At 67.4% G+C, this 26,754-nt stretch carries 23 protein-coding genes; 17 read left to right on the top strand and 6 right to left on the bottom strand.

Annotated features, from left to right (window positions below):
• Positions 1-81: 81 nt before the first annotated feature.
• The 9 genes from K6L26_RS12985 to K6L26_RS12945 are packed head-to-tail and all read left to right on the top strand — an operon-like array spanning position 82 to position 10,522.
• Positions 82-1,581, top strand: a complete 1,500-nt coding sequence (locus K6L26_RS12985; RefSeq protein ID WP_221853229.1) for an aldehyde dehydrogenase — start codon at positions 82-84, stop codon at positions 1,579-1,581.
• A 30-nt stretch (positions 1,582-1,611) separates the two neighbouring features.
• A complete protein-coding gene (locus K6L26_RS12980; RefSeq protein WP_221853228.1) occupies positions 1,612-2,967 on the top strand; it encodes an MFS transporter in 1,356 nt (451 codons plus the stop codon).
• Positions 2,964-4,154, top strand: coding sequence for an FAD binding domain-containing protein (locus tag K6L26_RS12975; protein ID WP_221853227.1), 1,191 nt, complete (start codon positions 2,964-2,966; stop codon positions 4,152-4,154). Before K6L26_RS12980 ends, K6L26_RS12975 begins: the two co-directional genes overlap by 4 nt.
• A 28-nt stretch (positions 4,155-4,182) precedes the next feature.
• Entirely contained in the window at positions 4,183-4,620 is a 438-nt protein-coding gene (locus tag K6L26_RS12970; RefSeq protein ID WP_221853226.1) for a cupin domain-containing protein, read from the top strand.
• Positions 4,617-5,594 carry an amidohydrolase family protein gene (locus tag K6L26_RS12965; RefSeq protein ID WP_221853225.1) on the top strand — a complete coding sequence of 326 codons (978 nt, stop codon included), beginning with the start codon at positions 4,617-4,619 and terminating at the stop codon, positions 5,592-5,594. The genes K6L26_RS12970 and K6L26_RS12965 overlap by 4 nt, the downstream gene beginning before the upstream one ends.
• On the top strand, positions 5,594-6,682 hold the full coding sequence (locus K6L26_RS12960) for an NADH:flavin oxidoreductase/NADH oxidase (protein WP_085140276.1): 1,089 nt from the start codon (positions 5,594-5,596) through the stop codon (positions 6,680-6,682). The genes K6L26_RS12965 and K6L26_RS12960 overlap by 1 nt, the downstream gene beginning before the upstream one ends.
• A gap of 50 nt (positions 6,683-6,732) precedes the next feature.
• The gene (locus tag K6L26_RS12955) at positions 6,733-8,964 is read left to right on the top strand and encodes a xanthine dehydrogenase family protein molybdopterin-binding subunit (protein ID WP_245008726.1); all 2,232 of its coding nucleotides are present in this window, start codon (positions 6,733-6,735) and stop codon (positions 8,962-8,964) included.
• Positions 8,961-9,542, top strand: a complete 582-nt coding sequence (locus tag K6L26_RS12950; RefSeq protein ID WP_221853223.1) for a (2Fe-2S)-binding protein — start codon at positions 8,961-8,963, stop codon at positions 9,540-9,542. The genes K6L26_RS12955 and K6L26_RS12950 overlap by 4 nt, the downstream gene beginning before the upstream one ends.
• Positions 9,539-10,522: an FAD binding domain-containing protein gene (locus K6L26_RS12945; RefSeq protein ID WP_221853222.1), complete on the top strand. Its 984-nt coding sequence runs from the start codon at positions 9,539-9,541 to the stop codon at positions 10,520-10,522. Before K6L26_RS12950 ends, K6L26_RS12945 begins: the two co-directional genes overlap by 4 nt.
• A gap of 2 nt (positions 10,523-10,524) precedes the next feature.
• Here K6L26_RS12945 and K6L26_RS12940 read toward each other — a convergent pair whose 3' ends face one another.
• Both K6L26_RS12940 and K6L26_RS12935 read right to left on the bottom strand, forming a co-directional pair.
• A complete protein-coding gene (locus K6L26_RS12940; protein ID WP_221853221.1) occupies positions 10,525-12,345 on the bottom strand; it encodes an Hsp70 family protein in 1,821 nt (606 codons plus the stop codon).
• A 63-nt stretch (positions 12,346-12,408) separates the two neighbouring features.
• Entirely contained in the window at positions 12,409-13,521 is a 1,113-nt protein-coding gene (locus K6L26_RS12935) for an NAD(P)H-dependent amine dehydrogenase family protein (protein WP_208862429.1), read from the bottom strand.
• 68 nt (positions 13,522-13,589) lie between these two features.
• Here K6L26_RS12935 and K6L26_RS12930 point away from each other — a divergent pair, with 68 nt between their 5' ends.
• Entirely contained in the window at positions 13,590-14,336 is a 747-nt protein-coding gene (locus K6L26_RS12930) for an SDR family NAD(P)-dependent oxidoreductase (RefSeq protein WP_036393757.1), read from the top strand.
• 3 nt (positions 14,337-14,339) lie between these two features.
• On the opposite strand, the gene K6L26_RS12925 is transcribed toward K6L26_RS12930, so the two are convergent.
• Together K6L26_RS12925 and K6L26_RS12920 are read right to left on the bottom strand one after the other, a co-directional pair.
• On the bottom strand, positions 14,340-15,410 hold the full coding sequence (locus tag K6L26_RS12925; RefSeq protein WP_221853220.1) for a glycoside hydrolase family 183 protein: 1,071 nt from the start codon (positions 15,408-15,410) through the stop codon (positions 14,340-14,342).
• 19 nt (positions 15,411-15,429) lie between these two features.
• On the bottom strand, positions 15,430-15,954 hold the full coding sequence (locus K6L26_RS12920; RefSeq protein ID WP_036394251.1) for a hypothetical protein: 525 nt from the start codon (positions 15,952-15,954) through the stop codon (positions 15,430-15,432).
• A 161-nt stretch (positions 15,955-16,115) separates the two neighbouring features.
• Here K6L26_RS12920 and K6L26_RS12915 point away from each other — a divergent pair, with 161 nt between their 5' ends.
• From K6L26_RS12915 to K6L26_RS12890, 6 genes are all read left to right on the top strand, one after another.
• On the top strand, positions 16,116-17,639 hold the full coding sequence (locus tag K6L26_RS12915; RefSeq protein WP_221853383.1) for an ABC transporter substrate-binding protein: 1,524 nt from the start codon (positions 16,116-16,118) through the stop codon (positions 17,637-17,639).
• A complete protein-coding gene (locus K6L26_RS12910; RefSeq protein WP_221853219.1) occupies positions 17,639-18,613 on the top strand; it encodes an ABC transporter permease in 975 nt (324 codons plus the stop codon). Before K6L26_RS12915 ends, K6L26_RS12910 begins: the two co-directional genes overlap by 1 nt.
• Positions 18,610-19,491, top strand: coding sequence for an ABC transporter permease (locus tag K6L26_RS12905; RefSeq protein WP_019346421.1), 882 nt, complete (start codon positions 18,610-18,612; stop codon positions 19,489-19,491). The genes K6L26_RS12910 and K6L26_RS12905 overlap by 4 nt, the downstream gene beginning before the upstream one ends.
• The gene (locus tag K6L26_RS12900) at positions 19,488-21,053 is read left to right on the top strand and encodes a dipeptide ABC transporter ATP-binding protein (RefSeq protein ID WP_221853218.1); all 1,566 of its coding nucleotides are present in this window, start codon (positions 19,488-19,490) and stop codon (positions 21,051-21,053) included. Before K6L26_RS12905 ends, K6L26_RS12900 begins: the two co-directional genes overlap by 4 nt.
• Positions 21,054-21,056: 3 nt before the next feature.
• Positions 21,057-21,797 carry an SDR family NAD(P)-dependent oxidoreductase gene (locus K6L26_RS12895; RefSeq protein ID WP_076216546.1) on the top strand — a complete coding sequence of 247 codons (741 nt, stop codon included), beginning with the start codon at positions 21,057-21,059 and terminating at the stop codon, positions 21,795-21,797.
• 137 nt (positions 21,798-21,934) lie between these two features.
• Positions 21,935-22,576, top strand: coding sequence for a flavodoxin family protein (locus tag K6L26_RS12890; RefSeq protein ID WP_221853217.1), 642 nt, complete (start codon positions 21,935-21,937; stop codon positions 22,574-22,576).
• Between the two features lie 21 nt (positions 22,577-22,597).
• On the opposite strand, the gene K6L26_RS12885 is transcribed toward K6L26_RS12890, so the two are convergent.
• A complete protein-coding gene (locus K6L26_RS12885) occupies positions 22,598-23,425 on the bottom strand; it encodes a universal stress protein (RefSeq protein ID WP_221853216.1) in 828 nt (275 codons plus the stop codon).
• Positions 23,426-23,567: 142 nt separating this feature from the next.
• Between K6L26_RS12885 and K6L26_RS12880 the strand changes: the two genes are divergently transcribed.
• A complete protein-coding gene (locus tag K6L26_RS12880; RefSeq protein WP_221853215.1) occupies positions 23,568-25,172 on the top strand; it encodes an adenylate/guanylate cyclase domain-containing protein in 1,605 nt (534 codons plus the stop codon).
• Here the strand turns inward: K6L26_RS12880 and K6L26_RS12875 are convergent.
• Positions 25,114-26,697, bottom strand: coding sequence for a serine/threonine-protein kinase (locus K6L26_RS12875; protein ID WP_221853214.1), 1,584 nt, complete (start codon positions 26,695-26,697; stop codon positions 25,114-25,116). The genes K6L26_RS12880 and K6L26_RS12875 overlap by 59 nt on opposite strands.
• Positions 26,698-26,754 lie beyond the last annotated feature (57 nt).

Genomic DNA, 26,754 nt, shown 5'->3' with positions numbered 1-26,754 from the left:
GTCAGCTGAGACATAAATAGCGACGAAGTATGTTCGGTGAAACATTGAAGGGCTGCCACGGTGTGACGACACTCATGTCCCATGACCCACGTCTCACCGGAGAGCACATCCACCGCGCCGACTTCGGCCGTTCAGCCCGGCCAATTTCGCGACATCCTCAACCCCGCCACCGGCGAGGTCATCGCCACGCTTCCAGAACAGGGCGAGCGCGAAGTGGACACCGCGGTTTCCGCCGCGCGCAGGGCATTCGAGGTCGGGCCGTGGCCGAGCATGGCCCGCAGCGAGCGCGCGAAACTCCTGCTGCGCATCGCCGATGCCATCGAGAACGCCAGTGAGACTCTGTACACCCTCGAAACCCGCAACAATGGCCGGCCGATCACCGAAACCCGGGCACAGTTGTCCCGGGTACCGGAATGGTTCCGGTACAACGCCGGACTGCTGGCGGCTCAGCGCCAGGCCGTGCTTCCGGGAGATGGCCCCTACCTCTCCTACCAGCAGCGGCTTCCGCTCGGTGTGTGTGGCATCATCACGCCGTTCAACCATCCGATGCTCATCCTGGCGCGCAGCCTGTCCGCCGCACTGGCCAACGGAAACACCGTGGTGGTCAAGCCGTCTGAGCTGACCCCGCTGACCACCCTGGCCCTCGCCGACATCATCACCGAGGCGGGGTTGCCCGACGGCGTGCTGAACGTCGTCACAGGTGCCCGCGCGGCCGGCGAGCGCCTGACCCACCACCCCGACATCGCCAAGATCACCCTCACCGGTGGCACCGAGGCAGGCCGCTCCGCGGCGGTCGCGACGGCGTCGCGGTTCGCCCGCATCACAGCAGAACTCGGCGGCAAGACGCCGGTGCTGCTGTTCGATGATGTCGACCCCGCCGTCGCCGCAGAGGGAGCGGCATTCGCAGCATTCGTAGCGGCCGGCCAATCGTGCGTGGCCGGTTCCCGGTTCCTGGTGCAGCGCGGCATCTACGACGAATTCGTCGGCGCGCTCGCCGCCCGCGCGCAGGCAATTCGGCTCGGCGATCCGGCGTTGCCCGGCACCCAGATGGGACCACTCATCAGTGCCCGCCAGCGGGACAAGGTCGCGGCCCTGGTCCAGACGGGGCTCGACGAGGGCGCCACCCTCAAGGCCGGAGGCCGGTCCCCTGCTCTGCCAAGCCCGTTCGACCACGGATTCTTCCTGTCTCCCACCGTGCTTTCCGACGCCACCATGACCATGACCGTCGCACGTGAAGAGATCTTCGGCCCAGTGGCGGTGGTCATCCCGTTCGATGACGAGTGCGACGCAGTGCGCATGGCCAACGACAACGCCTACGGCCTCGGTGCCGGCCTGTGGACCACCGACGTCAGTCGGGCACACCGCGTGGCAGCCCAGATCAACGCGGGCATGGTGTGGGTCAACGACCACCACCGACTCGAACCGTCGCTTCCCTGGGGCGGCATCAAGGAGTCCGGCTCCGGAAAAGATGCCGGCACAGAATCATTCGAGGATTTCTCCTGGGTCAAGACGATCGTCGTGCGCACCGCGGCCGACCACGTCGACTGGTACGGCGACCAGCCGCAGCGCCGCCTCAACTGACCCTTCCCCGAAACCTCGAAAGGCACATCCATGTCCACAGGACGTTGGCATCAGGACATCACCCGGACACAATGGCTCGTTCTGGCGGGCACCACCTTGGGCTGGGGGCTCGACGGCTTCGCAGGCAGCCTCTACGTCCTCGTTCTCGGTCCGGCGATGAACGAACTGCTTCCCAACAGCGGAATCGGCACCGACGGAGCGGCAATCGGTTTCTACGGCGGGCTGACCGTCGCCCTCTTCCTCACCGGCTGGGCCACCGGAGGCATCCTGTTCGGGATGCTCGCCGACTACTTCGGTCGCACCCGGGTGTTGTCGGTCGGCATCCTCACCTACGCCGTTTTCAGTGCTCTGGCCGTGTTCGCCGAAACCTGGTGGCAACTCGGCATTCTGCGCTTCATCGCGGGCCTCGGCTCCGGCGTCGAGGCCCCGGTAGGCGCGGCACTGATCGCCGAATCCTGGCGCAACCGCTTCCGCGCCCGTGCGGGTGGAGTCATGATGGCCGGATACGCCGCCGGGTTCTTCATGGCAGCCGCCGCGTACGCACTGCTCGGCGACCACGGCTGGCGCGCCATGATGCTGCTCGCCGGCCTCCCGGCCCTGGTCGTCTGGTTCATCCGCCGCTACGTACCCGAGCCGCCCGAGATCGGCGCCCATCTGCAGGCCCGACGGGAACGAAAAGCACTCGGCCGAAACCATGACCACGATCGATTCGTGCTGCGGCGCCTCTTCACTCCCCCGCTGCTGCACCCGATGCTGGTGTGCACCGCGCTGGCCACCGGAGCGCTCATCTCATTCTGGAGCGTATCGACCTGGTACCCGCAGATCATCCGGGAGATGACCATGGCCGACGGCCTGGGACGGGCCGTAGCCGACCACCGGGTCGCGGTGGCGGCCATGCTGTTCAATGCAGGCGGCATCATCGGTTATGCCGCATGGGGTTTCGTGGCTGACGCTATCGGACGGAAGAAAGCCTTCCTGATCAGCTTCGTAGTCTCGGCCGCCGCGATCGCCTGGGCGTTCCCGTTCGACCGCAGCTACACCGAGATGCTGGTGGCCATGCCTCTTCTGGGCTTCGGCTTGTTCGGCGCACTGTCGGGCACCTTCATCTACGGCCCAGAACTCTTCCCGCCCAGTGTGCGCGCCACCGCACTGGCGATCTGCAACAGCGTCGGCCGCTACATCACCGCGCTGGGGCCGTTCACCGCAGGGGTGATCGCCGCCTCGTGGTTCGGCGGAAACCTCGGCATCGCCACGGCATCGGTATCTGCAATCGGCCTGATCGCCGTCATCGGTCTTGCTTTCGCGCGCGAAACCCGCGGGGAACCAATGCCGGTCGACCACAACGCCGTCCAAGACATTCCATTGAGCGAAAAGAGCGCGTCATGACCGAATACGCCAATGCGTCGGCGATCGTTGTCGGAGGATCCATCGGAGGGCTGACGACGGCCCTGCTGTTGCGCGACCTGGGATTCCACGTCGACGTCTACGAACGCACCCCGGTTCCCCTGGACGGCCGCGGCAGCGGCATCGTCCTGCAACCCGATACCGTGCGCTGGTTCGCCGAACGCAGCCACCAGAAGCTGGCCGACCTGCACACCGCCACCGACTACGTGCAGTACCTCGACCCCAGCGGAGCGGTCATCCACCGCGAACGCGCGGTATGGACCTACACTTCGTGGGGCACGTTCTACCGGGCTCTGCTTGCCGACTTCGGCACCGAGCACTACCACTACGGCGAGTTCGCCTGCGGCTTCGACCAGGATGCCGACACGGTGACCGTGCGGTTCGTCAGCGGAAGAACAGCCCGCGCCGACCTCGTGGTGTTCGCCGACGGCATCAGCTCGCCGGCACGCGAATCCTTCGACCCTGACGCCAAACTCGCCTATTCGGGATATGTCGGCTGGCGGGGCACTGTTGCGCTGTCAGAACTCAGTGCGCAGACACGCGAAACCCTCAGCGACGCCATCACCTACACCGTTATCCCGAATTCCCACATCACCATGTACCCGATACCCGGCGAGGACAGCCTCGACGAAGCCGACCGTCTGATGAACTACGTCTGGTACCGCAACGTTTCGGCCGGCCCCGAGCTCACTGAACTGCTCACCGACAAGCGGGGATTCACCGGATCGGTGTCCGTGCACCCCGGACAGGTGCAGGACCGCTTCGTCACCGAACTGCGCGCGGCGGCCGGCCGGCAGTTGGCCCCCGCAGTAGCCGAGGTGGTCGCCGCGACCGCCCAGCCCTATCTGCAGGTGTTGTCGGACGTGCGGTCCTCGCGGATGGCGCTCGGCCGGGCCGCGCTGATCGGAGATGCCGCGTGTGCCTCGCGGCCACACGCGGCGGCGGGAACCGCCAAGGCCGCCGCGGACGCCTGGGCCCTGGCCGACGCCTTGTCCACTTCACCGGGCGACATCACCTCAGCTCTGTCGAAGTGGGAGCCGGCTCAGCTGCAGCTCAGCGACACGCTCCTACGCCGAGTCGTCGACATGGGCGAACGCTCCCAGTTCCGCAACACCTGGACGCCCGGCGATCCGGATCTGCGATTCGGCCTGTATGGGCCCGGACACTGAAACCCTTCACTACGAGAGGAACTCGACGATGAACGAAGACAACTACCTGACCGACCTGCCGCTGGCCGGTGAATTGGTGGCCACCGACTTCGAAAGCTGGCCCGACTGGCTCAAGACGGAGTTCGCCGAGCACGCATTCGACGGCCACGTCGGATCCCGTCTGCTCAGCGAGGATTCGCGCGTGCGGGTGTGGGAAATCCGGTTGGCGCCCGGTGAGCGCTGGCATGCGCACCGCCACGTTCTCGATTACTTCTGGACCACGATCAATGCCGGCCGCAGCCGCCAGCACACCCACGACGGCTCCGTCCGTGAGGTCTCCTACCACGCCGGCGAGACCCGCCACTTCCATTTCGGGCCAGGCGAATTCCTGTTGCACGACATCGAGAACATCGGGGACTCCGAGCTGGTCTTCACCACCGTCGAGCACCTGGACAGCGACAACACCGCGTTGGACATCGCACGATGAGCGCCGGCACCCACCCGCAGGGCGTCATCGATGTCCACGCCCATTGGCTCCCGCGCGATCTGTTCGGGTTGCCGGCCGGCGCACCGTACGGACCGATGAACGATCGCGGAGGCCAGCTGTATCTCGGAGACCTGCCGTTGTCGATCGCCACCGAGGCGATGAGCGACGAGGCCGCCATCATCGAGGACATGGCACGTGCCGGGGTCGCGGTGCGGGTGCTCTCAGCGCCACCGTTCGCCTTTCCGCTCACCGACGACGCGGCAGGCGCCGACTACGCCCGGGCCTTCAACACGTCGCTGACCGATGTCGTGAGCCGCGCGGACGGAAAGCTGCTGGGCCTGGGCATCGTCAGCCTGGGCACACCGGAGTTGGTGACCCATCAGCTCACCGCCCTGCGTGACGCCGACGGCATCGCCGGGGTCGCCATCCCTCCAGTGGTCGACGGTGGAACGCTGCACCACGGGATGCTGCGGCACATCGTTACCGAGGCGGCCCGCCTCGACCTTTCGGTACTGGTCCACCCCATGCAGATCGGGCGACCGGAATGGGCCGACTACTACCTGGCCAATCTCATCGGGAACCCCGTCGAAACCGCAACCGCCGTCGCGAATCTCATCCTCAGCGGACTCAAGGATGAGCTGCCGGCCCTGCGCATCTGCTTCCTCCACGGCGGTGGCTGCGCCCCGGGATTGCTCGGCCGCTGGGATCACGGCTGGCGCGCCCGCGCCGACGTGCGAGCGGGATGCACCCGGCTGCCCTCCGCGGTGATCCGGGACCTCTACTTCGACACGGTCACCCATGACGCACCCCAGCTCGAGCTGCTCTGCGAGATTGCCGGGGAAGACAAGGTCGTGTGCGGCAGTGACTACCCGTTCGACATGGCCGAGGCCGAACCCGTACGGTTCGCGGTCAAACACGGCCCCGACGAGTTCGCATTGGCGCGAGCGGCGCGAGCGTTTCTGGGGATGAACTGATGCCCGGTCTGTTCAGTCCCCTGACCCTGCGCGATGTCACGTTCGCCCACCGGGCGTGGATGTCGCCGATGATGCAGTTCTCGGCGGTCGTCGACGGACCCGAGGCCGGCACCCCCACCGATTGGCACCTGCAACATCTCGGTGCACGCGCGATCGGCGGGGTCGCGCTGGCGATGGTCGAGGCCACCGCCGTCGACCCGGCCGGCCGCAGCAGCATCTACGACCTCGGGTTGTGGAACGACGCCCAGGTGCGCGGATTTCGGCGATTGACCGGTTTCATCTCCGGCCTGGGCGCCATCCCCGGAATCCAATTAGTGCACGCCGGCCGGAAGGGTTCCACCGGCCGGCCATGGCCCGACCCTGCCCGCCAACCTGCGCCCTGGACGACGGTGGGCCCCAGCCCGATAGCCTTCGGCCGCCACCCTGCCCCCGCCGAACTCAGCCGCGCTGAGATCGGCCGCATCGTGTCGGCCTTCGCCGACGCGGCCCGCCGGGCCGCCGGGGCGGGGTTCCGCGTCCTCGAGATCCATGGGGCCCACGGCTATCTCGTTCACCAGTTTCTGTCGCCGCAAGCGAACGTGCGCACCGACGAGTACGGCGGGACGCTCGAGAATCGGATGCGGTTCGCCTTGGAGGTGACCAGCGCGGTGCGGGACGCCTGGCCCGACCACCTGCCGCTGTTCTTCCGGGTTTCGGCGACCGACTGGCTCGCCGGTGACACCGACGACCCGCGCCCGGGTTGGACTGTCGAGGACACCGTCACGCTGGCTGCCGGCTTGAAGACGGCGGGTGTAGACCTGGTCGATGTCTCCTCCGGAGGAGCCGTCCCCGACGCAAAGATCCCGGTGTTTCCGGGCTACCAGGTGCCGTTCGCCAAGCGCGTGCGAGCCGAGGCGGACATCCCGACGGCATCGGTCGGGTTGATCACCGAAGCCGAACAGGCCGAAGCGATCGTCTCCGGCGGCGATGCCGATGCCGTCTTCCTGGCCCGGGCGCTGCTGCGAAACCCGAACTGGGTCCGCGACGCCGCTCGGCGTACTGGCGCCGTCCTTCCCTACCCGCCCCAATACCGCCGCGCCTTCACATGAGCCCCGCGTGGCATGCGCAACCTCGAGCGATGAGACATGATGGAGGCACCATGGGAGAGCCGGTGAGCCGTGTCGAAGGAGTCGACAAGGTGACCGGACGGGCTCGCTACACCGCCGATACTGTCGTCCCCGGCCTGGTCTATGCGGTGCTGGCGCAGACTCGGATCCCGCACGGGCGCGTCATCGAAGAATCGCTGCGCCACGCCGCAGACCGAGTCAGCCGGGCCCCTGGTGTTCTGCACGTCCTCACCCCGCTGAATTGCCCTGTGCTTCACCAGTTACCGCGCGAGCTCACCTTCGACCTACCGTTGGAGCGACGCCCGCCGCTTTCTGACCTGACTGTGCAGTACGTCGGTCAGCACCTGGCCGTGGTGGTCGCCGACTCACTGGAGAACGCCACCGAAGCGGCATCCCAGTTCGACGTCGAATACGAGGTGTTGCCTGCGCAGATGACGGCCCGCGCGGTGCTCGAGCAGCCGACTGCCCCGGATGAGAAGGGTGGCCAGATCCGCCACGGGAGTTATCTTCCGGACCACTTCGTGAAACTCGAAGACGAGAAACTGCAGGACCGTCGTGGCGAGACACCTCGCCAGGGCACCGCGACCAACCGTGTGGATGCCCGCTACACGACTCCGGTGAATGCGCATTATCCGATCGAGCTGTCGGCGACCATCGCGCAGTGGGACGGTGATCACCTGACCGTCTACGACAGCACCAGATGGATTGCAGGCGAAAAGTCAACGCTGGCAGCGTATCTGGAAATGCCCGAAGACCGGATCCGCATCCTTTCGCCGTTGGTGGGTGGCGCGTTCGGGTCAAAGAGCTTCCTGTGGATGCACGTCGTCCTGTGCGCTGTCGCCAGCCGGGCCGTCGACCGACCCGTCAAGCTGGTCCTCACGCGCGACCAGATGTTCACCTCCACGGGACATCGCCCGCGCACCGAACAGGACGTGACCCTGATCGCCGATCAGGATGGCCGGATTCTCAGCACCGAACACCACACCGTGACCGAGACGTCCACCGTGGCCCACTTCTGTGAGCCCGCAGGAATTTCCACCAGGTTCCTCTACACCTCCCCGCACCTCGCGGTGTCGCACCGCACAGCCCGGATCAATGCCCCCACTCCGTGCTTCATGCGTGGCCCCGGTGAAGCCCCGGGCTTGTTCGCCCTCGAAGTGGCCATCGACGAACTCGCCGAGCGCAGCGGAGTCGATCCGCTGGAGCTCCGTATCCGCAATCACGCCGAGATCGACCAGGCCAGCGGGAAACCCTGGTCCGGTAAACATCTGTTGCAGTGCTATGAGGTAGGGGCACGACGGTTCGGGTGGCAAGATCGCCCCGCCGCGCCGCGCGCCATGCGGCGCCGTGGAGTCCAAATAGGTTGGGGAATGGCAACGGCGACCTATCCCGGCCGCCGCATGCCGGCCGGATGCCGCGTCGACACGGACGGAAACGGATTCGTGCGCTTCTCCTCGGCCACCCATGAAATCGGCACCGGTGTGCGTACCGTGATGACGCAGGTCGCCGCCGACGCCACCGGCCTCGCGATGGACCGCGTGAGCTTCATGTCAGGTGATTCGTCGTTCCCTACAGCGCCCTACAGCGGCGCCTCACAGACCACGGCCACGGTGGGCTCCGCCGTGTTCGCCGCCGGCGTCGAATGGAAGCGCCGGTTCATCGCCGCCCTGACCGCCGACCGTAATTCCCCATACTTCGGCACCGACCCAGCGACCGTGGACATCACCGCCCTGAGCCCCGCGGCGGCAGCGGCTTACCGCGACCAGTTGAGCTTCTCGGCCAGCAGTGATGACGGTGGTCAGGAAACACAAGCGATCCAGTCATTCGGCGCACATTTCTGCGAGGTCGAGGTGGACGAAGACATCGGCAGGGCCAGTGTCGTCCGGTGGGTGGCCGTGATGGATTGCGGCCGGGTACTCAACCCGAAGCTGGCTCGCAGCCAAGTGATGGGCGGCATCACGTTCGGCCTCGGCATGGCACTGATGGAACACGTTCCCTACGACGAGGCATCCGCACTGCCGATCGGCGAGTATTACCTGCCCACGCATGCCGATCGCCCCGAATTCGACATCTCCTTCGTCGAGCATCCCGACTACGCGCTGGATCCGATCGGCGTGCGCGGCATCGGCGAGATCGGCACCTGCGGCGTGCCGGCTGCGATCGCCAATGCCGTTCATCACGCCACAGGCAAACGTCTGCGCGACCTACCGATCACCCTGGAGGATCTCATGACGCCCTATCAGCCAGCGAAAGTCGGGGCGTGACCAACCGCGAGATCGACGCTGCCGGAACGGAACCCCCGGTGGCTGACGGATACGCGCTACGTCTGCGCATCAACGGGACAACTCAGCGCATCACCGTCGACGTGCGCGCCAGTCTGCTCGACCTGTTGCGCGAGCGGCTACATCTGACGGGCACCAAAAAGGGGTGCGACCACGGCCTCTGCGGAGCTTGCACGGTCTCGGTCGACGGCGAGCGCGTGCTCAGCTGCCTGACGCTGGCCGCATCTGTCGACGGATCAGACGTCCTGACCATCGAAGGAATCGCCGACGGAGACAACCTGCACCCGCTGCAACAAGCGTTCCTCGCCTGCGATGGATTCCAATGCGGCTACTGCACTCCCGGACAGATATCGTCAGCCCACGCAATGCTGGCCGAGCACCGGCGCGGTGACCTCAGTATGGCGACCTTCGATGGCACCAGGAACGACGTTCTCACCGGCTGCTCGCAGTTGACGAAGGCAGAGATTCGGGAACGCATGGCAGGCAACATCTGCCGCTGCGGGGCCTATGCCAACATCGTCGAAGCCATCGAAAGCGCCGCCCGGAGCGAGCCGGCATGAAGGCCTTCGACTTTCGCCACGCCGAATCCGTCGACGACGCCATCGACGCGGCCACGCGCGGTGCCACGTACTTCGCCGGCGGAACGAACCTGTTCGATCTGATGAAGACCGGCGTTGAGCAACCCTCGTCCTTGATCGACCTCCGCCGGCTCGGAATGACGTCGATCACCACCACCGACACCGGCGGGGTGTTCATCGAAGCCGGCGTCACCAACAGCGCGCTGGCCAACCACCACCTCATCCGCACGCACTACCCGGTGGTGTCGCACGCCATCCTCAGCGGAGCCACCACACAATTGCGCAACATGGCCACGGCAGGTGGAAATCTGTTGCAGCGCACCCGATGCCCCTACTTCATGCAGACCGCCTTCGTCGAGTGCAACAAGCGCAAACCGGGAAGCGGTTGCGCCGCAATCAACGGGTTTCACCGTGAGCACGCCATTTTCGGCGCCAGTGACCACTGCGTGGCGATCCACCCGTCTGACATGGCGGTGGCCTTCGCCATGCTGGACGCGGTCGTGCACGTACAGAACTCGACGGGACGACGCCGCATTCCGATCGGCCAGTTCTTCGCGCTCCCGGGCCAGACGCCCGAGATCGACAACACGCTGCAACCGCACGAGCTGATCCTCGGGATCGAACTGCCGCCGTCGGATTTCAACGATCACTGTTGGTACTTGAAGGTTCGGGACCGGCACAGCTATGCCTTCGCGCTCGTCTCCGTCGCCGCAGGCCTGCGCATCGAGGACGGTGAAATCGTCGACGCTGCGATCACCTTGGGCGGCGTAGCGGCCAAACCGTGGCGAGTGCCCGAAGCCGAATCATGCCTCATCGGGCAGCGCCCCGACGCGGACGCGTTTCACACCGCCGCAACCATCGCGATGGCCGATGCCCAACCGCTCACCCAGAACGCCTTCAAGGTCGACCTGGGTCGCCACAGCATCGTTCGAGCCCTGACCTTGGCAGCGGTGAGCCGCTAGCGTCAACCCCCGGTGTGGCCACCGCCCGGCGCCGGAACCCACGGCAGTCCGGGGATCGTCGGATACGGCGCGGTGGGACTCCATGGGGCGTGCGTCGTGGTCGGCGCCTGGCTCGTGGTGGTCGGAGCCTGTGTGGTCGTCGGCGGGGCTTCGGTCGTCGTCGGGGGCGGCGCCTCGGTCGTCGGAGTCGGCGTCTCCGCGGGAGGCGGGTTCTCCGTCACCGGCGGAGCTTCCGGGGCGGGCTGCTCCACGGTTTGCGTCACGGTCTGTGGGACCGGAGCCTGACGCGTGACGGCCTCCTGGCCGGTGGCGGGTTGATCGACAGGCGCTGCAGGCGCCGGTTCCTCGGGGGCCGCCGTGGTGGAGGTGACCGCTTTGGAGGTGGACGCCGGACGGGTCGGCTCGTCGCTGCCGGTGATGGTCACCAGCGCCGCCACCACGGCCACGAGTACCGCGGCGGCGCCGGCACCCAAGATCACCGGCGGCCGGCGGTACCACGGTCGCGCTGCGATCTCGTCGCGTTCGGTGAGTTCGCGCTCGCCGAACTCAAGTTGGGGACGCGCCGCCGTCCGCCCGCCTGCCGGTTCCAGTCCGGTGTCGAAATCGGCCCCGTAGTCGTCGCCGTAGCCCTCGGCCCGGTAGTCATCGACCGGGGCGACATCGGGAACGTCCTGGGCATCGGACCACGCCAACGCCTGCGACGCCGGCGGCGGTTCCGGTGCCATCAGGGCCGCGGCCTGCGTCGGCGGAGCGGCCGCTGACGCCGGGGCCATGGCGGTCATGCCCTCTTCGGCGGTGCCGCGCACGGCGGTCAGGCCAGCGCCGATGGCCGGGGTGAGCTCCGGGCGCGGCGCGGTGATCACCGGTAGGCGCAGATACTCGGACAGCGTTGTGGTGATCGCCGGGATCCTGGCGCCGCCACCGGTGGTGGCTACCGCCACGAGCTCACCGGGGCGCAGCCCGGCCCGATCGATGGCACCCTGCAGCACCGACATGAACTCGCGCAGCGGTTCGGCGATCACCTCATCGAGCTCGTTGCGGTTCAACCGCACTTCGCTGCGATGCCCGGGCAGTTCGGCGACCAGCGCCGTGACGGACTCGGTGGACAGCCGCTCCTTGGCGCGCCGGCATTCGGCGCGCAGTCTGCCGAGTGAGCCGATGGCCGAGGTGCTGGCCAGGTCGATCGTCCCGGCCGCGGACAAATCGTTCGCCACATGGGTGAGCAGTCCCTGGTCGATCAGGTCACCCGACAGATCGGGATGACGAATTGTCGGCGCGATCGGCTGGTATCCGTTGTCCGCATCGGCGAGCGTGATGCTGGTACCGCTGCCTCCGAAGTCGCACACCGCGATCACACCGCGGGTCGGCACTCCGGGGTTGTCCTGCAGTGCGACCAGCGCCGCCTTCGCGTCGGGCGCAAGCACCGGATCGCCGAAGTCTCCGACGGCGGCCAGTTCGTTGCGCAGGGCCGCGACCTGATTGGGCCGCCAATGGGCGGGATGGGTGACGGCAATCGGATCGGCCGGCGGACGTCCCCCGGTCAGCGTGCGCAGCAGCGCGGCCAGCGCATCGGCCAGCACCGCCTCGCCCCGGTGCGACGAACCGTCAGGGGCCAGCATTCCGACCGGGTCCCCCACCCGCTCGACGAAGTCGGTGAGAATCAGACCGCGTTCGTTCAGGTTGGGATTCTCGCTGGGTACCCCCACTTCGGGAGCTCGATGCGGGAAGATCGTCAGTACCGGCGACCGCGTCACCGCTGCGCGGTCCACCACTACCGCCGTGAGGTTCGTCGATCCAATCGACAACCCGATCCCGTCTGCCATCTCACCTCGTTTCGAGAGGAACCCTATCCGGTAATCCATCTCGATTGACGCGGCGGACGTTACTTAGCGAATCGTGCCGAACCCTGGGATCAGAGGTAGATCCAGTGGCGTTACCCATCCCGGCAAATGTTCATTGACCGCAGGCACCGCGTTGAGCGCCCGCAGGCCGGTGGCCAGGCAGCCCGCGGCGGCGGCATCGCGGCCCGAGCCGTCGGTGAACCGGAACGCCGTCTCCTGCGAGATGCTCGGGGTGCCCTCGATGTCGACGCGGTAGACATCGTTGTCGTTTCCGGACGGCCAGTCCGGTGCGGCGTCCAGACCGATTCGGTTGACGTGCTCGAGCTGGATCCGGGTCTCGCCGCGGTAGACACCGTTGATCGTGAAGCGCACCGCGGCGACGTTGCCGGCTTCGATGATGCCCTTGGCCGACTTGCGTTCCTCAGGGGTGATCCACTTGTCCCACGTGGTGGTGATCTCGTCGAGTTCGATGCCGGCCGCGTGCGCGATCATCGGAACCGTTGCGCCCCAGGCGAAGATGAGGATGTCCGGGGTTTCGAGCAGGGCGCGGTGCTCGGGTGGTTTGCCGATGCCCATCTCGAATTCGTAGTCGCCGGTGTAGTTCGTGTAGTCCAGCAGTTCTGAGGCGCGCACCCGGCGGATCTCTGAGCACAAGCCCATCAGGGTCATCGGGAAGAGATCGTTGGCGAAGCCGGGGTCTATCCCGGTGGTGAAGCACGAAGCCCCGCCGACCTCGCACGCCTCGGTGATCGGCTCGATCCAGTTGGGCGGGTTGAGGTGCATCTTGGGCCACACCCACGGCGTCATCGCGGTGGAGCAGACGTCGATACCGGCCCGCAGGAAACGGGTGATCACGTCGATGTTGACGTCGGCGTGCGCAGCGGTTGGCCCGTAGTGCACCAGGGCGTCGGGCTTGAGCGCGATGAGCGCCTCGATGTCGTCGGTGGCCGCGATCCCGATGGGCCCACCGAGTGCGCAGATCTCGCCGACGTCGCGACCCACCTTCTCCGGGTTGCTGACACCGACGCCGACCAGTTCGAACAACGGGTGTTTGACGATCTCGGCGATCACCATCTGCCCGACGAAACCGGTGCCCCACACCACGACGCGTTTCTTCACGCCCACACCATAGGTGATACCGGTCACATCGGGAATCATCATCGCGCGATCAGCTTTGACCTCAACATCATTCGCGTTCGTCGAACTACCCGCGGAGGGGCGACACCATGACCACACCAACTTTGACCGGACGTCGCGCACTGGTGACGGGAGGTTCCCGCGGGATCGGCGCGGGCATCGTGCGGCGCCTGGCCGCCGAGGGTGCCGCCGTGGCGTTCACCTACGGGGCTTCGGCCGTCGAGGCCGACAAGCTGGTCGCCGAGTTGACTGCCGACGGCGCGAAGGTCGTCGCTATCCAGGCTGACAGTGGTGACCCGGCACAGGTAGCCGGCGCTGTCGAGCAGGCGGTCGGGGATCTCGGCGGTCTGGACGTGCTGGTCAACAACGCCGGAACCGCGTACATGGCTCCGATTGAGGAGTTTCCACAGGATCAGTTCGACCGCCTGGTCGCCATCAACATCGGCGGCGTCTACTCGGCGATCCGCGCTGCGGTGCGCCACCTCGGTGAGGGGTCACGGATCATCAACATCGGCAGCATCAACGCCGATCGCGTCCCGACGGGCGGCACGGCTGTGTACGCGATGACCAAGGGGGCGGTGTCGTCTCTGACCCGCGCCCTGGCCCGCGAGCTCGGGCCCAAAGGCATCACCGTGAACAATGTGCAACCGGGTCCGATCGCCACCGATCTGAACCCTGACGAAGGTGATTTCGCCACTGTGGTGAAGGAAACCACCGCCCTGGGTCGCTACGGGCATACCAGCGACATCGCCGCCGTGGTGAGCTTTTTGGCCGGTCCGGAGTCCGGCTATGTCACCGGCGCGAATTGGAACGTCGACGGCGGGTTCACCGCCTGACGGTCACAGGTTGACCGGGTCGAGCGCGCGCGGTGTGTGCGAGGTGTCTTTCAGCCGGGCCTTGAATTGCATTGCCCGGTAAGGCCATCCGGTATCGGTTCGCCACTGGGAGACGACGAGCCCGGCGCCTCCGGCAACACCGAAGCGGGAACCCGGCAGCAGGTAACCGCCGTAGAGTTGGGCGACTTTGTTGCCGGCGTGGTCCTCGCCTTCCCATGACGATCCGACGACGGGGGTCTGCACGGGCGTGGTGTGCATGTTGGCCATCGGAGAGGACACCACCCGGTAGCCCAACGCATACGACGACGACAGGAATCCGCCCAGGACCCATCGGCCCGGCGCGGTGCGGCGGAAGGTCAGTTCACCCCAGGTCTCGCCCGGCGGGGTGATGGGCGTGGCCCGCCGCCCCCACTGCCAGCGTCCGCCGGTGAAGCCCCAGCCGGCGTATTGCGACCGTCGGCCGATGTGGTCGGGCCGCACCCGCATGAGGATGATGCCCTTGTCGCGCTGAAACCCCGTCGCTACCACGTACACCCAGCCGTCGTGCGGATCGAAGTCCCAGGACCAGCATTGAGCGTGGCCGTCATGTAGATCGGCGGGGAACTTCGCTTCCTCACCGAGGTGGCTCCACGACACCCCGCTGTCGTCGGAACGCCAGATCTCGGTCCAGATGACCGTGCCGAAACCGTGGTTGACGATCGCATGCAGGTACAGGGAGTCACCCACCCGCAGCAGATCCGACGGGATCACGGTGCTGATGCCGCCGCGTCGCCAGCCGGACTTCTTGTCGTCGTGAATGTAGTGCCATAACTGCCGCGCGTAGGTCGGGTCTGCTCCCCCGGCGGATTCGTAGACGATCTCGTGGTTGGCGTCGCCCGTGCCGATCAGCACGACCGGCGAACGCCAGTCGCCCTGCCCGACACGGCTTCCGGAGAACGTGTCGCCGAAGACGGATACGAGCTTGCCGTTGGGCGCGATGACCGACGCACCGAGATCGGTGGCGGTGACCCCGAACCGGTCGGTGCGACCCGGCCCGGTGATGTCGATGACCTTGCCGTCGATCAGGGGTAGCACTGCCTGTGCTCCGGCCGGCTCAGGTGCACCACCGCAAGCCGCCCGGCTCGCAATCCAGGGGATACACCTCGACCTGAGTCTTCAGCGGTTCCTTGTACGCCAACGTGAACGGGAAGGTGTGGATCGCGGGAGCGATTGTCCCGCCACACACCTCGTTGTTGGACACCTTGCGGGTGCCCCGCAGCGCGATGTCGTCGAACTGGTAGGTCTCGGTAATCGGCGCCCAGCTGCCGTCGGCGCACTGGAAACCTTCCTTGACACTGGTCGAATACGTCCACTGCCCGCCGACCAACCTGGCGTCGCCGCCGACGCTGACGCGCTTGGTCTCGACGTGCAGCCGGCAGGCCACCGCCAGCTCCAGCGGCTCACGTAAATCCCCGACGGTCGGGACACAAGACGGCCACACTCCCCAAGTGTCGGTCCTGCCGTCCTCCTGGGTGTAGGTGTAGACGCCCAGCATGAGGGGGTCGGCCTGCGCCGGGGCGGCAACCCCCAGGCTGAGTCCGATTCCGACCGACGAGAACAGGGCGGCTGCAGAGGCCATGCGCTTGAACGTCACAATGGGTGAGTATCGCAGTCTTCATCAGCGTCGTCACCGGTATGGGTCGGTATAGCTTCGACCGGCCCGAGTGGCGGCCCCAGCGGGTGAGCGTACGGCGGATCGCCCGCGGTGATCCTGGAGTAAGCGTGACCACACGACCGGCGATGAAAGCGTTGGCGGCAGTCCTGGTGTTCGTGCTGGCTGTCTGTTCGGCGGGGTGTTCGACGGGCAGCCGGGTAAATCTCGGCGACGAATCCGCGGGCAATTTGATCGCGGCCATCGCCGGGGAGCCTGACCAGCTCGACCCGCAGCGCACGAGTGCCTATTTCTCGTTCGAGGTGTTGGAGAACGTGTTCGACACGCTGGTCGAGCCCGACGAGAACCTGCAGATGCGCCCGGCGCTGGCACAGTCCTGGGAGGTCAGCGACGACCAACTCACCTGGACGTTTCGCCTGCGTCCCGGGGTTCGCTGGCACGACGGCAGCCCGCTGACGGCCGACGACGTGGTGTATTCGTACCGCCGCATCATCGACGAGCAGCTGACCAACGTCGACAAGTTCAGCGCCGTCGCCAGTGTCACCGCGCTCGATCCGGCGACCGTACGGATCACCGTCCGTCAGCCCACCCCGAACCTGCTGACCAACCTGGGCGGGTTCAAGGGCATGGCGATCGTGCAGCGCGCCAACGTCGAGAGCGGGCAGATCGCCACCCATCCGGTCGGCACCGGCCCGTTCTCGTTCGTCGGGCGCAAGAGCGGTGACTCGATCACGTTGAAGGCCAATCCCGAGTATTGGGGAGGCACTCCCCCGATTTCCGGGGTGACCTTCCGCTTCATCTCCGAGCCGACGACGGCGTTGTCGGCGCTGCAGGCCGGCGAGATCGACTGGACGGACTCGGTGCCGCCGCAGCGGGTCGCGCAACTACGCGACGACGACTCGCTGACGTTGGCACTCACCCCGGGCAACGACTACTGGTATCTGGCGCTCAACGAAGCCCGGCCGCCATGGAACGACCCGCGGGTGCGGCAGGCCATCGCGTACAGCATCGACCGCGATGCCATCGCCGCGGCCACCAGCTACCGCACCGCGGAAGTCAATCAGCTGGCGATCCCGCGGGGCAGCCCGTGGTTCACCGACTATCAGCGCTACCGCCACGACGTTGACAGGGCGCGAGACCTCCTCCGGCAGGCCGGCGCCGCGCCGCGCGATCTCGACATGCTGGTCACCAGTGAGTATCCCGAGACCGTGACCGCCGCCCAGATCATCGCCGACAACCTTGCACCCCTTGGCATCACGGTGAACATCCGTACCGTCGACTTCGCCACCTGGCTGGACGAACAGAACACCGGGCACTTCGACATGCTGATGATGGGCTGGCTCGGCAACATCGACCCGGACGATTTCTACTACGCCCAGCACCACACGAACGGCACCAGTAACGCCCAGAAGTTCTCCGACCCCGAAGTCGACCGACTGCTCGACGCGGGCCGCACCGAAACCGATGTGGCCGCGCGAAAAGAGATCTATGCCAAGGCGGCAACCCGCATCGCGGATCAGGTCAGCTACATCTACCTGTACAACCCGTCGGTGATCCAGGCCTGGGGCAACAACCTCTCCGGCTATCAGGTGCGCCGCGACGGCGCCGTCCGGTTCCGTACCGCCGATCTGGATCGAGGTGAAACTCGCTGATGCGCAGCGCCTTTCGTGCGAACCATCCGATCGTGGAGTTCCTGGCCCGGCGGCTGCTCTACTCGGCGGTGGTGCTGATCGGGGTGCTGGTCGTGGTGTTCGCCCTGGTTCACCTGGTGCCCGGCGACCCGGTCCGGATCGCCCTGGGCACCCGGTACACCCCGCAGGCCTACGACGCGCTGCGGGCCGCCAGCGGCATGGACCGGCCCGTCGTCGAGCAGTTCTTCTCCTATCTCGGCTCGGCGCTGACGGGCGACCTCGGGGTCAGCTTCCGCAACGGCGACCCGGTCACGGTGACGCTGCTCGACCGGTTACCCGCCACGTTGTCCCTGGGGCTGGTCGGCATCGTCATCGCGCTGGTGATCGCACTGCCCGCCGGGATCTTCGCCGCACTGCGGGAGGGCAAGGTCAGCGACGCGATCGTGCGGGTCGCCAGTCAGTTCGGGGTGTCGGTACCGGATTTCTGGCTGGGGATCCTGCTGATCGGTGTGTTCGCCTCCACGCTGGGCTGGTTCCCCACCTCGGGATACCGCCCGCTGCTCACCGATCCGGGAGGCTGGCTGCGTCACATCATCCTGCCCGGGCTGACGGTGGGCCTGGTCGCCGGCGCGATCATGACCCGCTATGTGCGGTCGGCGGTGCTGGAGGTCGCCGCGATGGGCTATGTCCGCACCGCGCGATCGAAGGGCCTGCCCCCACCGGTGGTGACGTTCCGCCACATCGTGCGCAACGCGCTGCTGCCGGTGCTCACCATCACCGGCATTCAGTTGGCCACGATCCTGGGCGGCGTCATCGTGGTGGAAGTGGTGTTCGCCTGGCCCGGTCTGGGCCGGCTGGTGTTCAACTCCGTTGCCGCACGCGACTATCCGGTGATCCAGGGCGCGGTGTTGCTGATCGCGGTGTTGTTCCTGCTGATCAACCTGCTGGTGGACGTGCTGTACGCGATCGTGGACCCGAGGATCCGGCTGTCATGACCACTGCCCCCGATACCCGCGTCGCATCCTGGCGGCTGTTGTTGTCGAATCCGGTGACCGCGCTCAGCGCCGTAGTGCTGCTGGCGGTGCTGAGCGTGGCGGTGTCCGCGTCCTGGATCGCGCCCTACGGCATCAACGACATCGATGTGCCCAGCGCACTGCAAGGGCCCGGCAGCGCCCACTGGTTCGGCACCGATGAGCTTGGCCGCGACGTCTTCTCGCGAGTGCTCGTGGCGATCGCCGCCTCGCTTCGGGTCGCCGTGGTCTCCGTCGCGCTGGCCGCGGTGATCGGCGTGCTGGTCGGCGTGCTCGCCGGTTACCGCGGCGGCTGGGTCGACACCGTGGTGATGCGCGTCGTCGACGTCATGTTCGCGTTCCCGGTGTTGCTGCTCGCGCTGGCGATCGTGGCCGTCCTCGGCCCGGGCATCACCACCACGATGCTGGCCATCGGAATCGTGTACATCCCGATCTTCGCCCGGGTGGCCCGGGCCTCCGCGCTGGGCGTGCGGGTCGAGCCCTTCGTCGCGGTGTCACGGAGCATGGGCACCGGCGACGGTTACATCCTGGTCCGGCACATCCTGCCGAACATCGCCGGGCCGTTGATCGTTCAGCTGTCTCTGTCGTTGGCCTTCGCGATCCTGGCCGAGGCCGCGCTGTCGTTTCTGGGGCTGGGTATCCAGCCGCCGCAGCCCTCGCTGGGCCGAATGATCTTCGACGCCCAGGGATTCGTCACACTGGCCTGGTGGATGGCGGTGTTCCCGGGTGCCGCGATATTCGTGATGGTGTTGGCGTTCAACCTGTTCGGGGACGGTTTGCGGGATGTCCTCGACCCGAAGCAGCGCACCTCCATCGAGGCGAGAAGGGCGGGGCGACGATGACTCACCCGGTACTCAAGGTCGATGACCTGCGCGTGACGATCGGACGTCGCGAGATCGTAAGGGGCGTCTCGTTCGGCGTGCACCGCGAGCAGACCGTCGGCATCGTCGGCGAGTCCGGGTCGGGCAAATCGATGACGGTGCTGGCCGCCACCGGCCTGTTGGACGCGCCGGGGGCACGGGTGACCGGCAGCAGCTTGTTGGCCGGCGGCTCCCAGCTGGTCGGCGCGTCGGCGCGTGCGCTGCGCGCGGTGCACGGCAGCCGGATCGGATTCGTCTTCCAGGATCCCGGGACCTCACTGAATCCGCTGCTCACCCTGCAACGCCAGATCACCGAAACCCTTGAGACACATCGCAAGATGACTCGACGTCAGGCGCGCACCCGGGCCGGTGAGCTGCTGGAGGCGGTCGGGTTGTCGGCCGCTCGGCTCGAGGACTACCCGCATCAACTCTCCGGAGGGCAGCGTCAGCGGGTGATGATCGCGATCGCGCTGGCCTGCGATCCGGAACTGCTCATCGCCGATGAACCGACAACCGCGCTGGACGTCACCACCCAGGCCCAGATCATCGAGCTGGTCGCCGATCTGCAGCGGAATTTCGGTACCGCGGTGGTCTGGATCAGTCACGATCTCGGGGTCATCGGTCAGGTGGCCGACGAGGTGACCGTGTTGCGTGACGGTGAGGCCGTCGAACAGGCACCGATCCTCGACATCTTCGACCACCCACAGCATGCCTACACCCAGGAGTTGCTGGCGGCGCGTCCACGGCTCGACGGTCCCGGGCCCGAACAAGCCCCGGCTGATGCGCCGGTTCTTTTGCAGGCCAACGGCCTTGAGGTGCGGTACGGCTCGGTGCAGGCGGTCCGCGACGTCTCGTTCGAGCTGCGGAGGGCGAGCACGCTGGGAATCGTGGGCGAATCGGGGTCAGGCAAGTCGACGGTGGCCGCCGCGCTGACCGGGCTCGCGGAGCCGTCGGCGGGGACTGCGACGCTGGACGGCACGGAGGTCTTCGCCGGCGGCCGCGAGTTGCGCCGCCGGATCAGCCTGGTGTTCCAGGACCCGTTCGCCTCCCTCGATCCGAGGGCACGGGTCGGCGCCGCGATCGGCGAGCCGTTGCGCGTGCACCGGTTGGCCGCCGGGCGCCGCGGCCGCGCCGCACGGGTGGCCGAGCTACTCGAACTCGTCGGCCTGCCAAAAGATTTCGCTTCGCGCTATCCGCACGAGCTCTCGGGCGGCCAACGGCAACGCGTCAGTATCGCCCGCGCACTGGCCACTGAGCCCGACGTGTTGATCCTCGACGAGTCGACGGCGTCGCTGGACGTGTCGGTGCAGTCGAAGGTGCTCGATCTCTTGGCCGAGCTGCAGAAAGAGCTGGGCGTGTCCTACCTGTTCATCGCCCACGACCTGGCGGTGGTGCACCGCATGTGCCACGACGTGCTGGTGATGCGCGCCGGCGAGATGGTCGAGTACGGGCCTGCCAGTGAGTTGTTCGCGCATCCCGGGCACGAATACACGCGCACCCTGCTGGCCGCCGTTCCGCCGGCCAGGCCGCGTGAGAAGGTGTGAGCCATGACTGCTCTGGATGGAAAGGTCGCGTTGGTCACCGGTGCCTCATCGGGTCTCGGCGCGGCGGTGGCCCAGTTGTTCGCTGCCCGCGGCGCGAAGGTGTTCGGTGTGGCCCGCGATGCCGAACGGATGGCCACGGTGTTCGAGGACGTCCCCGGCGGCGAATATGCCTCGGTGGACATCTCCTCCTCGGAGGCCTGCCGCGACGCGGTGGCGCAGTGCGTCGAGAAGTTCGGCCGGCTCGATGCGCTGATCAACGTGGCGGGTTTCCACCAGATGCGCCACACCGTGTCGGTGACCGACGAGGACTGGGACAAGGATCTGGCGGTCAACCTCAACGGCCCCTTCTTCCTGTGCCGGGCCGCCCTGCCGCACCTGCTGGAGGCCGGCGGCAACATCGTCAACGTCGCTTCCATCGCCGGCATCGAGGGCGAGGTGTACTCGGCGGGCTACTGTGCGGCCAAGCACGGGCTGGTCGGTCTCACCCGCGCGCTGGCCATCGAATTCACCTCGGAGCGCCTGCGCGTCAACGCGGTGTGCCCCGGCGGCATGCTGACGCCGCAGACCACCGAGTTCGCCGCACCGGAGAACGCGGACTGGAATCTGATCATGAGGATCGCCGCCCCGCGCGGAATGATGGACGTGGCCGATGTCGCGAAGACCATCGCTTTCCTGGCCAGTGACGACGCCGCCGCGGTGCACGGCGCGGTCTACATCGTCGATGCGGGCAAGACCGCCGGGTGAGCCGACGGTAGCGGGTCGGCGGGCGCACGTTCGAACATCGGAGGGATGAACTTCACCGAACTCGGTGTTGGACCGCACACCAACCTGGTCCAGACACGTGTGGTGGTACGCGCGTCTACCGCCGCGGAAGAGAATCGATGAAAGTTCTGGTGATCAGCGCGAGCCCGCGCGAAGACGGCAATTCCCATCTGCTCGCCGAAGCCGCCTGTGCCGGCGCAGAATCGGCCGGCCACGAGGTGGAGCACGTGTTTCTCGACGAATACGTGGACCGCATGCTGACCAACTGCCGACGCTGCCGTATGGCCAACGGACTGTGTTCCCTCGACGACCGCTACGAATCCCTGCTGCTGGAGAAGATGTTGCCTGCCGACGGCATCATCTACGCGATGCCGCTGTATTTCTACGGCATGCCGGCACGGCTCAAGTCGGTCTTCGACCGACTGTTCTGCTACACCTCCAACAGCGCGCCGCAGCAGCAACAGGTGGTGGGCGGCATCACCGACAAGACCGTGGGTGTGCTGATCTCCTGCGAGGAAAGCTATATCGGGGCCACGGCTGGGGTCATCGCCCAATTCCAGGAGCTGACCAGGTACCTCGACCAGCGCCTCGCCGGGGTGGTGGTCGGCAACGCAAACAGCCGTGGCGAGATCGCCTGCGACCCGACCGACCCGCTGTCCCGCGCGCGAGACCTGGGTACCCGGCTGTTCGACATCAGGATCACCGATTATCGGCTGACCACGGTGCGGTCCAACAAGGTCTGGGATCCGGTGGGGTGCTGATGACCTCGGGCTTGGCTGCCGTCAGCCCCCAGGAACCACCAGCACCGGGCGGAAGGTGCGCTGCAACGTCGCGCTAGCCACACTGCCGAGCAACACCTTCTTCAGCGCCGACCGGCCCCGCGAGCCCACCACCACGACACCGGCCCGCTGGTCATCGGCGAAAGCCACCAGTGCGTCGGCCGTGGCGCCGGCACCCGAGCCACGGAACCTGGGTACGCGGTGCGCAGGTTGGGCGGAGGCCACGTCGACCGCGCTGCCGTCGTCCACTCCGACCGAGACCACCTCGCGGCCGGGAAACAGCGAGCCGGCCACGGCCAGCGCCCGATCGGAACCCGGCGAGCCGTCGACACCGACTACCACCGGCCCCTCGGCCACCGCGGCGCATTCGGCCGAGATCATGTTCTGGGACACCACCAGCACCGGCCGGGGCGAGTGGTGCACCACGAGATCGGACACACTGCCCAGTTTCGAGTCGGTCGCGCCGATGCCGCGGGCACCGACGATCAAGACGTCGGGTTCGAGTTGTTCGGCCACCTGCGCCAGCCCCAGCCCCTCGCCTGCCCAGGTGCGCTTCACCAGCGGCTCGGGATTCCAACCGGCGGCCCGGGCCAGGATGACGCCGGTGTCGACCAACCGTGCCGCCTCACCCTCGCTTTCGCTGTCGACGAGGTCGATCAACTCGTCGACGTTGCGGGCAGAATGCCGCAGCCGGGCCCGCAACCCCTTGCTGCCGAACGGCGGTGTGCACAGGTAGACGACCACCGCCTCGGCGGCCGGGAACAGTGCGGCGCCGTTGCGAATCGCCGCGTTGGCCGCCAGAGAACCGTCGTAACCGAGCACCAGCTTCATGTGCGTCCCCTGTCCCGTCTCGTACGTGTCAGGTTCCAGCCTAAAGGGCCGACGCCACGAGCCACCGGCTTCGCGCGCCCAGGCGGAAGCAGGTAGCCGACTACGCTATCGAGCCCGCTGGTTACGCGCGCAAGCTTCGGACATGGACGCCCCAGTCAACGGCTTGGCCCGCCTCGGCGCTCCCGCCGCCGTCGCGCGCGACGCCGTGGGGGCCGAACTTCGCGATCAGACGTTCAAGCGGTGGGTGTGGGGCGCGGCGGCGGTCGGCGCCGGTGGCGGCGGGATCGTCGGCGCATTCTTGGCCTTCGCGGCTCCCATCGTGCTGAGCCCGGCGGACACCCAACGCCTGCTGATTCGCGGCGGCACCGCGCTGATCGTGTTCCTGGCGGTCACGGTTCCGGTGATGTTGAGGGTTCGGCGGCAGCGGTTCGCCGCCAGCATGGCCTGGCTCAGTGCGGGCCGTGCGCCCACCGCCGAGGAACAGCGGATGACGCTGGGCGCCTCCGGTGAGGCGGTGCGGCTTTCGGCGGCGGTGTGGGGCGTCGGAGCGGTGATCTTCGGCTCACTGGCGCTCAGCCAGCAGGTGTCGACGGCGGTGTACATCTTCAGTGTGGTGGCGCTGGGCGGCATTTCGACGAGTGCCGTGTGGTACCTGATCGTCGAACGGGTGATGCGGCCGGTCTCGGCACGGGCCCTCGACGGCACCACCCCGGACCGGCGTTTCGGCCCGACGATCGGGCGCAGGCTGGTGATGGCATGGTTGCTGGCGACGGGGGTTCCGCTGTTCGGTATCGCCGTGTTGGCGGTCGGTTATCTGGCCGACGTCGGCTTCCGCGCCCAGCGGACATTCGCCGCGATCCTCATCCTCGTGGCCGTGGCGATCGTGGTCGGCCTGTTCGCGATTCTCATCGCCATCCGCTCGGTCACCGATCGAATCACCGCGCTGCGTCACGCCCTGGCCCAGGTTCGGTCAGGAGATTTCAGTGCCCGGGTCGAGGTGGACGACACCAGCGAAATCGGGCGGCTCCAGGCAGGTTTCAACACCATGACAGCCGGTCTGGCCGAACGCGAGCGCATCCGCGACACCTTCGGCACTTATGTGGATCGCGAAGTGGCCGACCATATTCTGCGTGCCGCCGGATCGCTGGAAGCCCAGGAGCTTGATGTCACGCTGATGTTCGTCGACGTCCGCGGGTTCACCACACTCGCCGAGCGACTGCAGCCCACCGAGGTGGTCACGACGCTGAACCGGCTCTTCGAGCGGATCGTGCCGATCGTGCACGACCACGGCGGCCACGTCGACAAGTACGCCGGTGACGGACTCATGGCGGTGTTCGGAGCGCCGCGGCGTCAGGAGGGTCATGCCGACGATGCGCTGGGTGCTGCGCTGAAGATCGCCGAAGCGGTGCATGAGGAGTTCCGCGGCAGCCTCACCGTCGGCGTCGGCTTGAACTCCGGGCCCGTCGTGGCCGGAAATGTCGGTGGCGCAGGACGTTTGGAGTTCTCGGTGATCGGGGATGCGGTCAACATCGCGGCCCGGGTAGAGACCGCGACCCGCCAGACCGGCGACACCGTGCTGCTCACCGACGCCACGTTGCGCCAACTCAGCGGGGACCGAGGCGATTTCGAGCTGCGGCCAGGGCTGGCGCTCAAAGGCAAGACCAATCCGGTCGCCGTATACGCCCCGGTCAGCGCTCGCCGTACTCCAGCGGCGGCTCCGACGAATCGACTTTGCCGTAGCTCATGATGGTCAGCCCGTCAGGCCCGACCTCGTACCGGGCGCCGTCGGCGGGATTGACGGCCACGAAGCCGTTGCCGGAACGTTCGGCGGTGGGGATCTGAAGGTTGGCCCCGTCGCTGAGCCGCTCACCGCGGTAGGAGTAGCTGTCCGGGCCGGTCTGGCAGATCACCGCCAGCGACGACGCGGTGCGGATCACCGCGGCCGGGGTGCTGCCCGCGGGGCACCGCGCGGTGTGGTCGACGAAGCCCTGCGCGTCGGTGCCGCTGACGTCGGCCGTCGCCGACCCGGAGGTCGTGGTCGTGGTGGTGGTCGGCGCTTCCGACGTCACGCTGGGCGGGGTCGGGGCGGTCAGCGTCTCGCGGGTGGAGGCTCCGTCGCCGCCGCTGGCCAGCATCGCGGCCAGCACAGCGGCGATGCCGAACAACCCCACCGTCACCAGGATCAAGGTGAGCTGGGTACGGCTGAAACGTGGCTTGCGCGCGACGGCCCGTGGCGACTGCTGAGGCGGCGGCGGGGGCGGGTACGGCGTGAAGCCGGTGTGGTCCGGGTTGGGGTAGATCGACGAGAACTCGCGGGTGCCCGGCGGCTGGGGTTGCGGCTGCGGCTGCGGAGGTGGAGTGAGGCGCGGCGGGGCGACGGGTGCGGGCGCCGGCGCAGGTGGCAGCGGCGGCGGTGCCGAGGCGGTGCCCGCCGCCGAGCTGGCCGCATCGCGGGCCGCCTTGGCCAGTTCCCCGGCACTGGGATACCGGTCGACGGCGTCCTTGGCCATGCCCTTGGCGACGACGTCGTCGAAGCCGCGCGGGATACCGCGGCGCATGATGCTGGGCCGCGGCGCCGGGGAGAACATGTGGGCGCTCATCAGCTGCCGCAGGTCGCCGGTCTCGAACGGCGGTCGGCCGATCAGCATCTCGTAGAGCAGGCAGGTCAGCGCGTACACGTCGGCCGCGGGGCCCACCGGCCCACCGGAGAACCGCTCCGGCGCCATGTAGGCGCTCGATCCGATCAGCACGCCCGTCATCGTGACGCTGGCCTCACCCCCGATGTGGGCGATGCCGAAGTCCACCAGGTAGGCGAAGTCGTCGGAGGTGAGCAGCACGTTCTCGGGCTTGATATCGCGGTGGACCAGGCCGTCGGCGTGCGCAGCATCCAGCGCCGAGGCCACCTGGGTGATGATCGCGGTCGCCCGCGCCGGCGTGAGCGGGCCGTTGCTCCGCAGCAAGTCCTTGACGCTGGCGCCCTCGACCAGACGCATGTCGATGTACAACACGCCGTCGATCTCGCCGAAGTCGTGCACCGGGATCACGTGCGGCTCCTGCAGCCGCGCCGCCACCCGGGACTCGCGGCGGAACCGCTCCTGATAGCTCGCGTCGGCGGCGATCTCGGTGCGCAGCAGTTTGACCGCCACCATGCGTTCCTTGACGGTGTCGTAGGCGCGGTACACCTCGCCCATGCCACCGACGCCGATCAGCGACTTCAGCTCGTACGGCCCGAACCGGGTGCCGAGGCGCGAGGCACCGGGAGGCGGCGTCATTGCACGATCCTTTCAGCCCTCCCCGACTGTCAACGGTCCGCCGACCGTGCCGCACCG

Source organism: Mycobacterium farcinogenes (genome assembly GCF_019739075.1).
Classification (GTDB): Bacteria; Actinomycetota; Actinomycetes; order Mycobacteriales; family Mycobacteriaceae; genus Mycobacterium; species Mycobacterium senegalense.
This window is presented reverse-complemented; position numbering and strand designations above follow the sequence as displayed.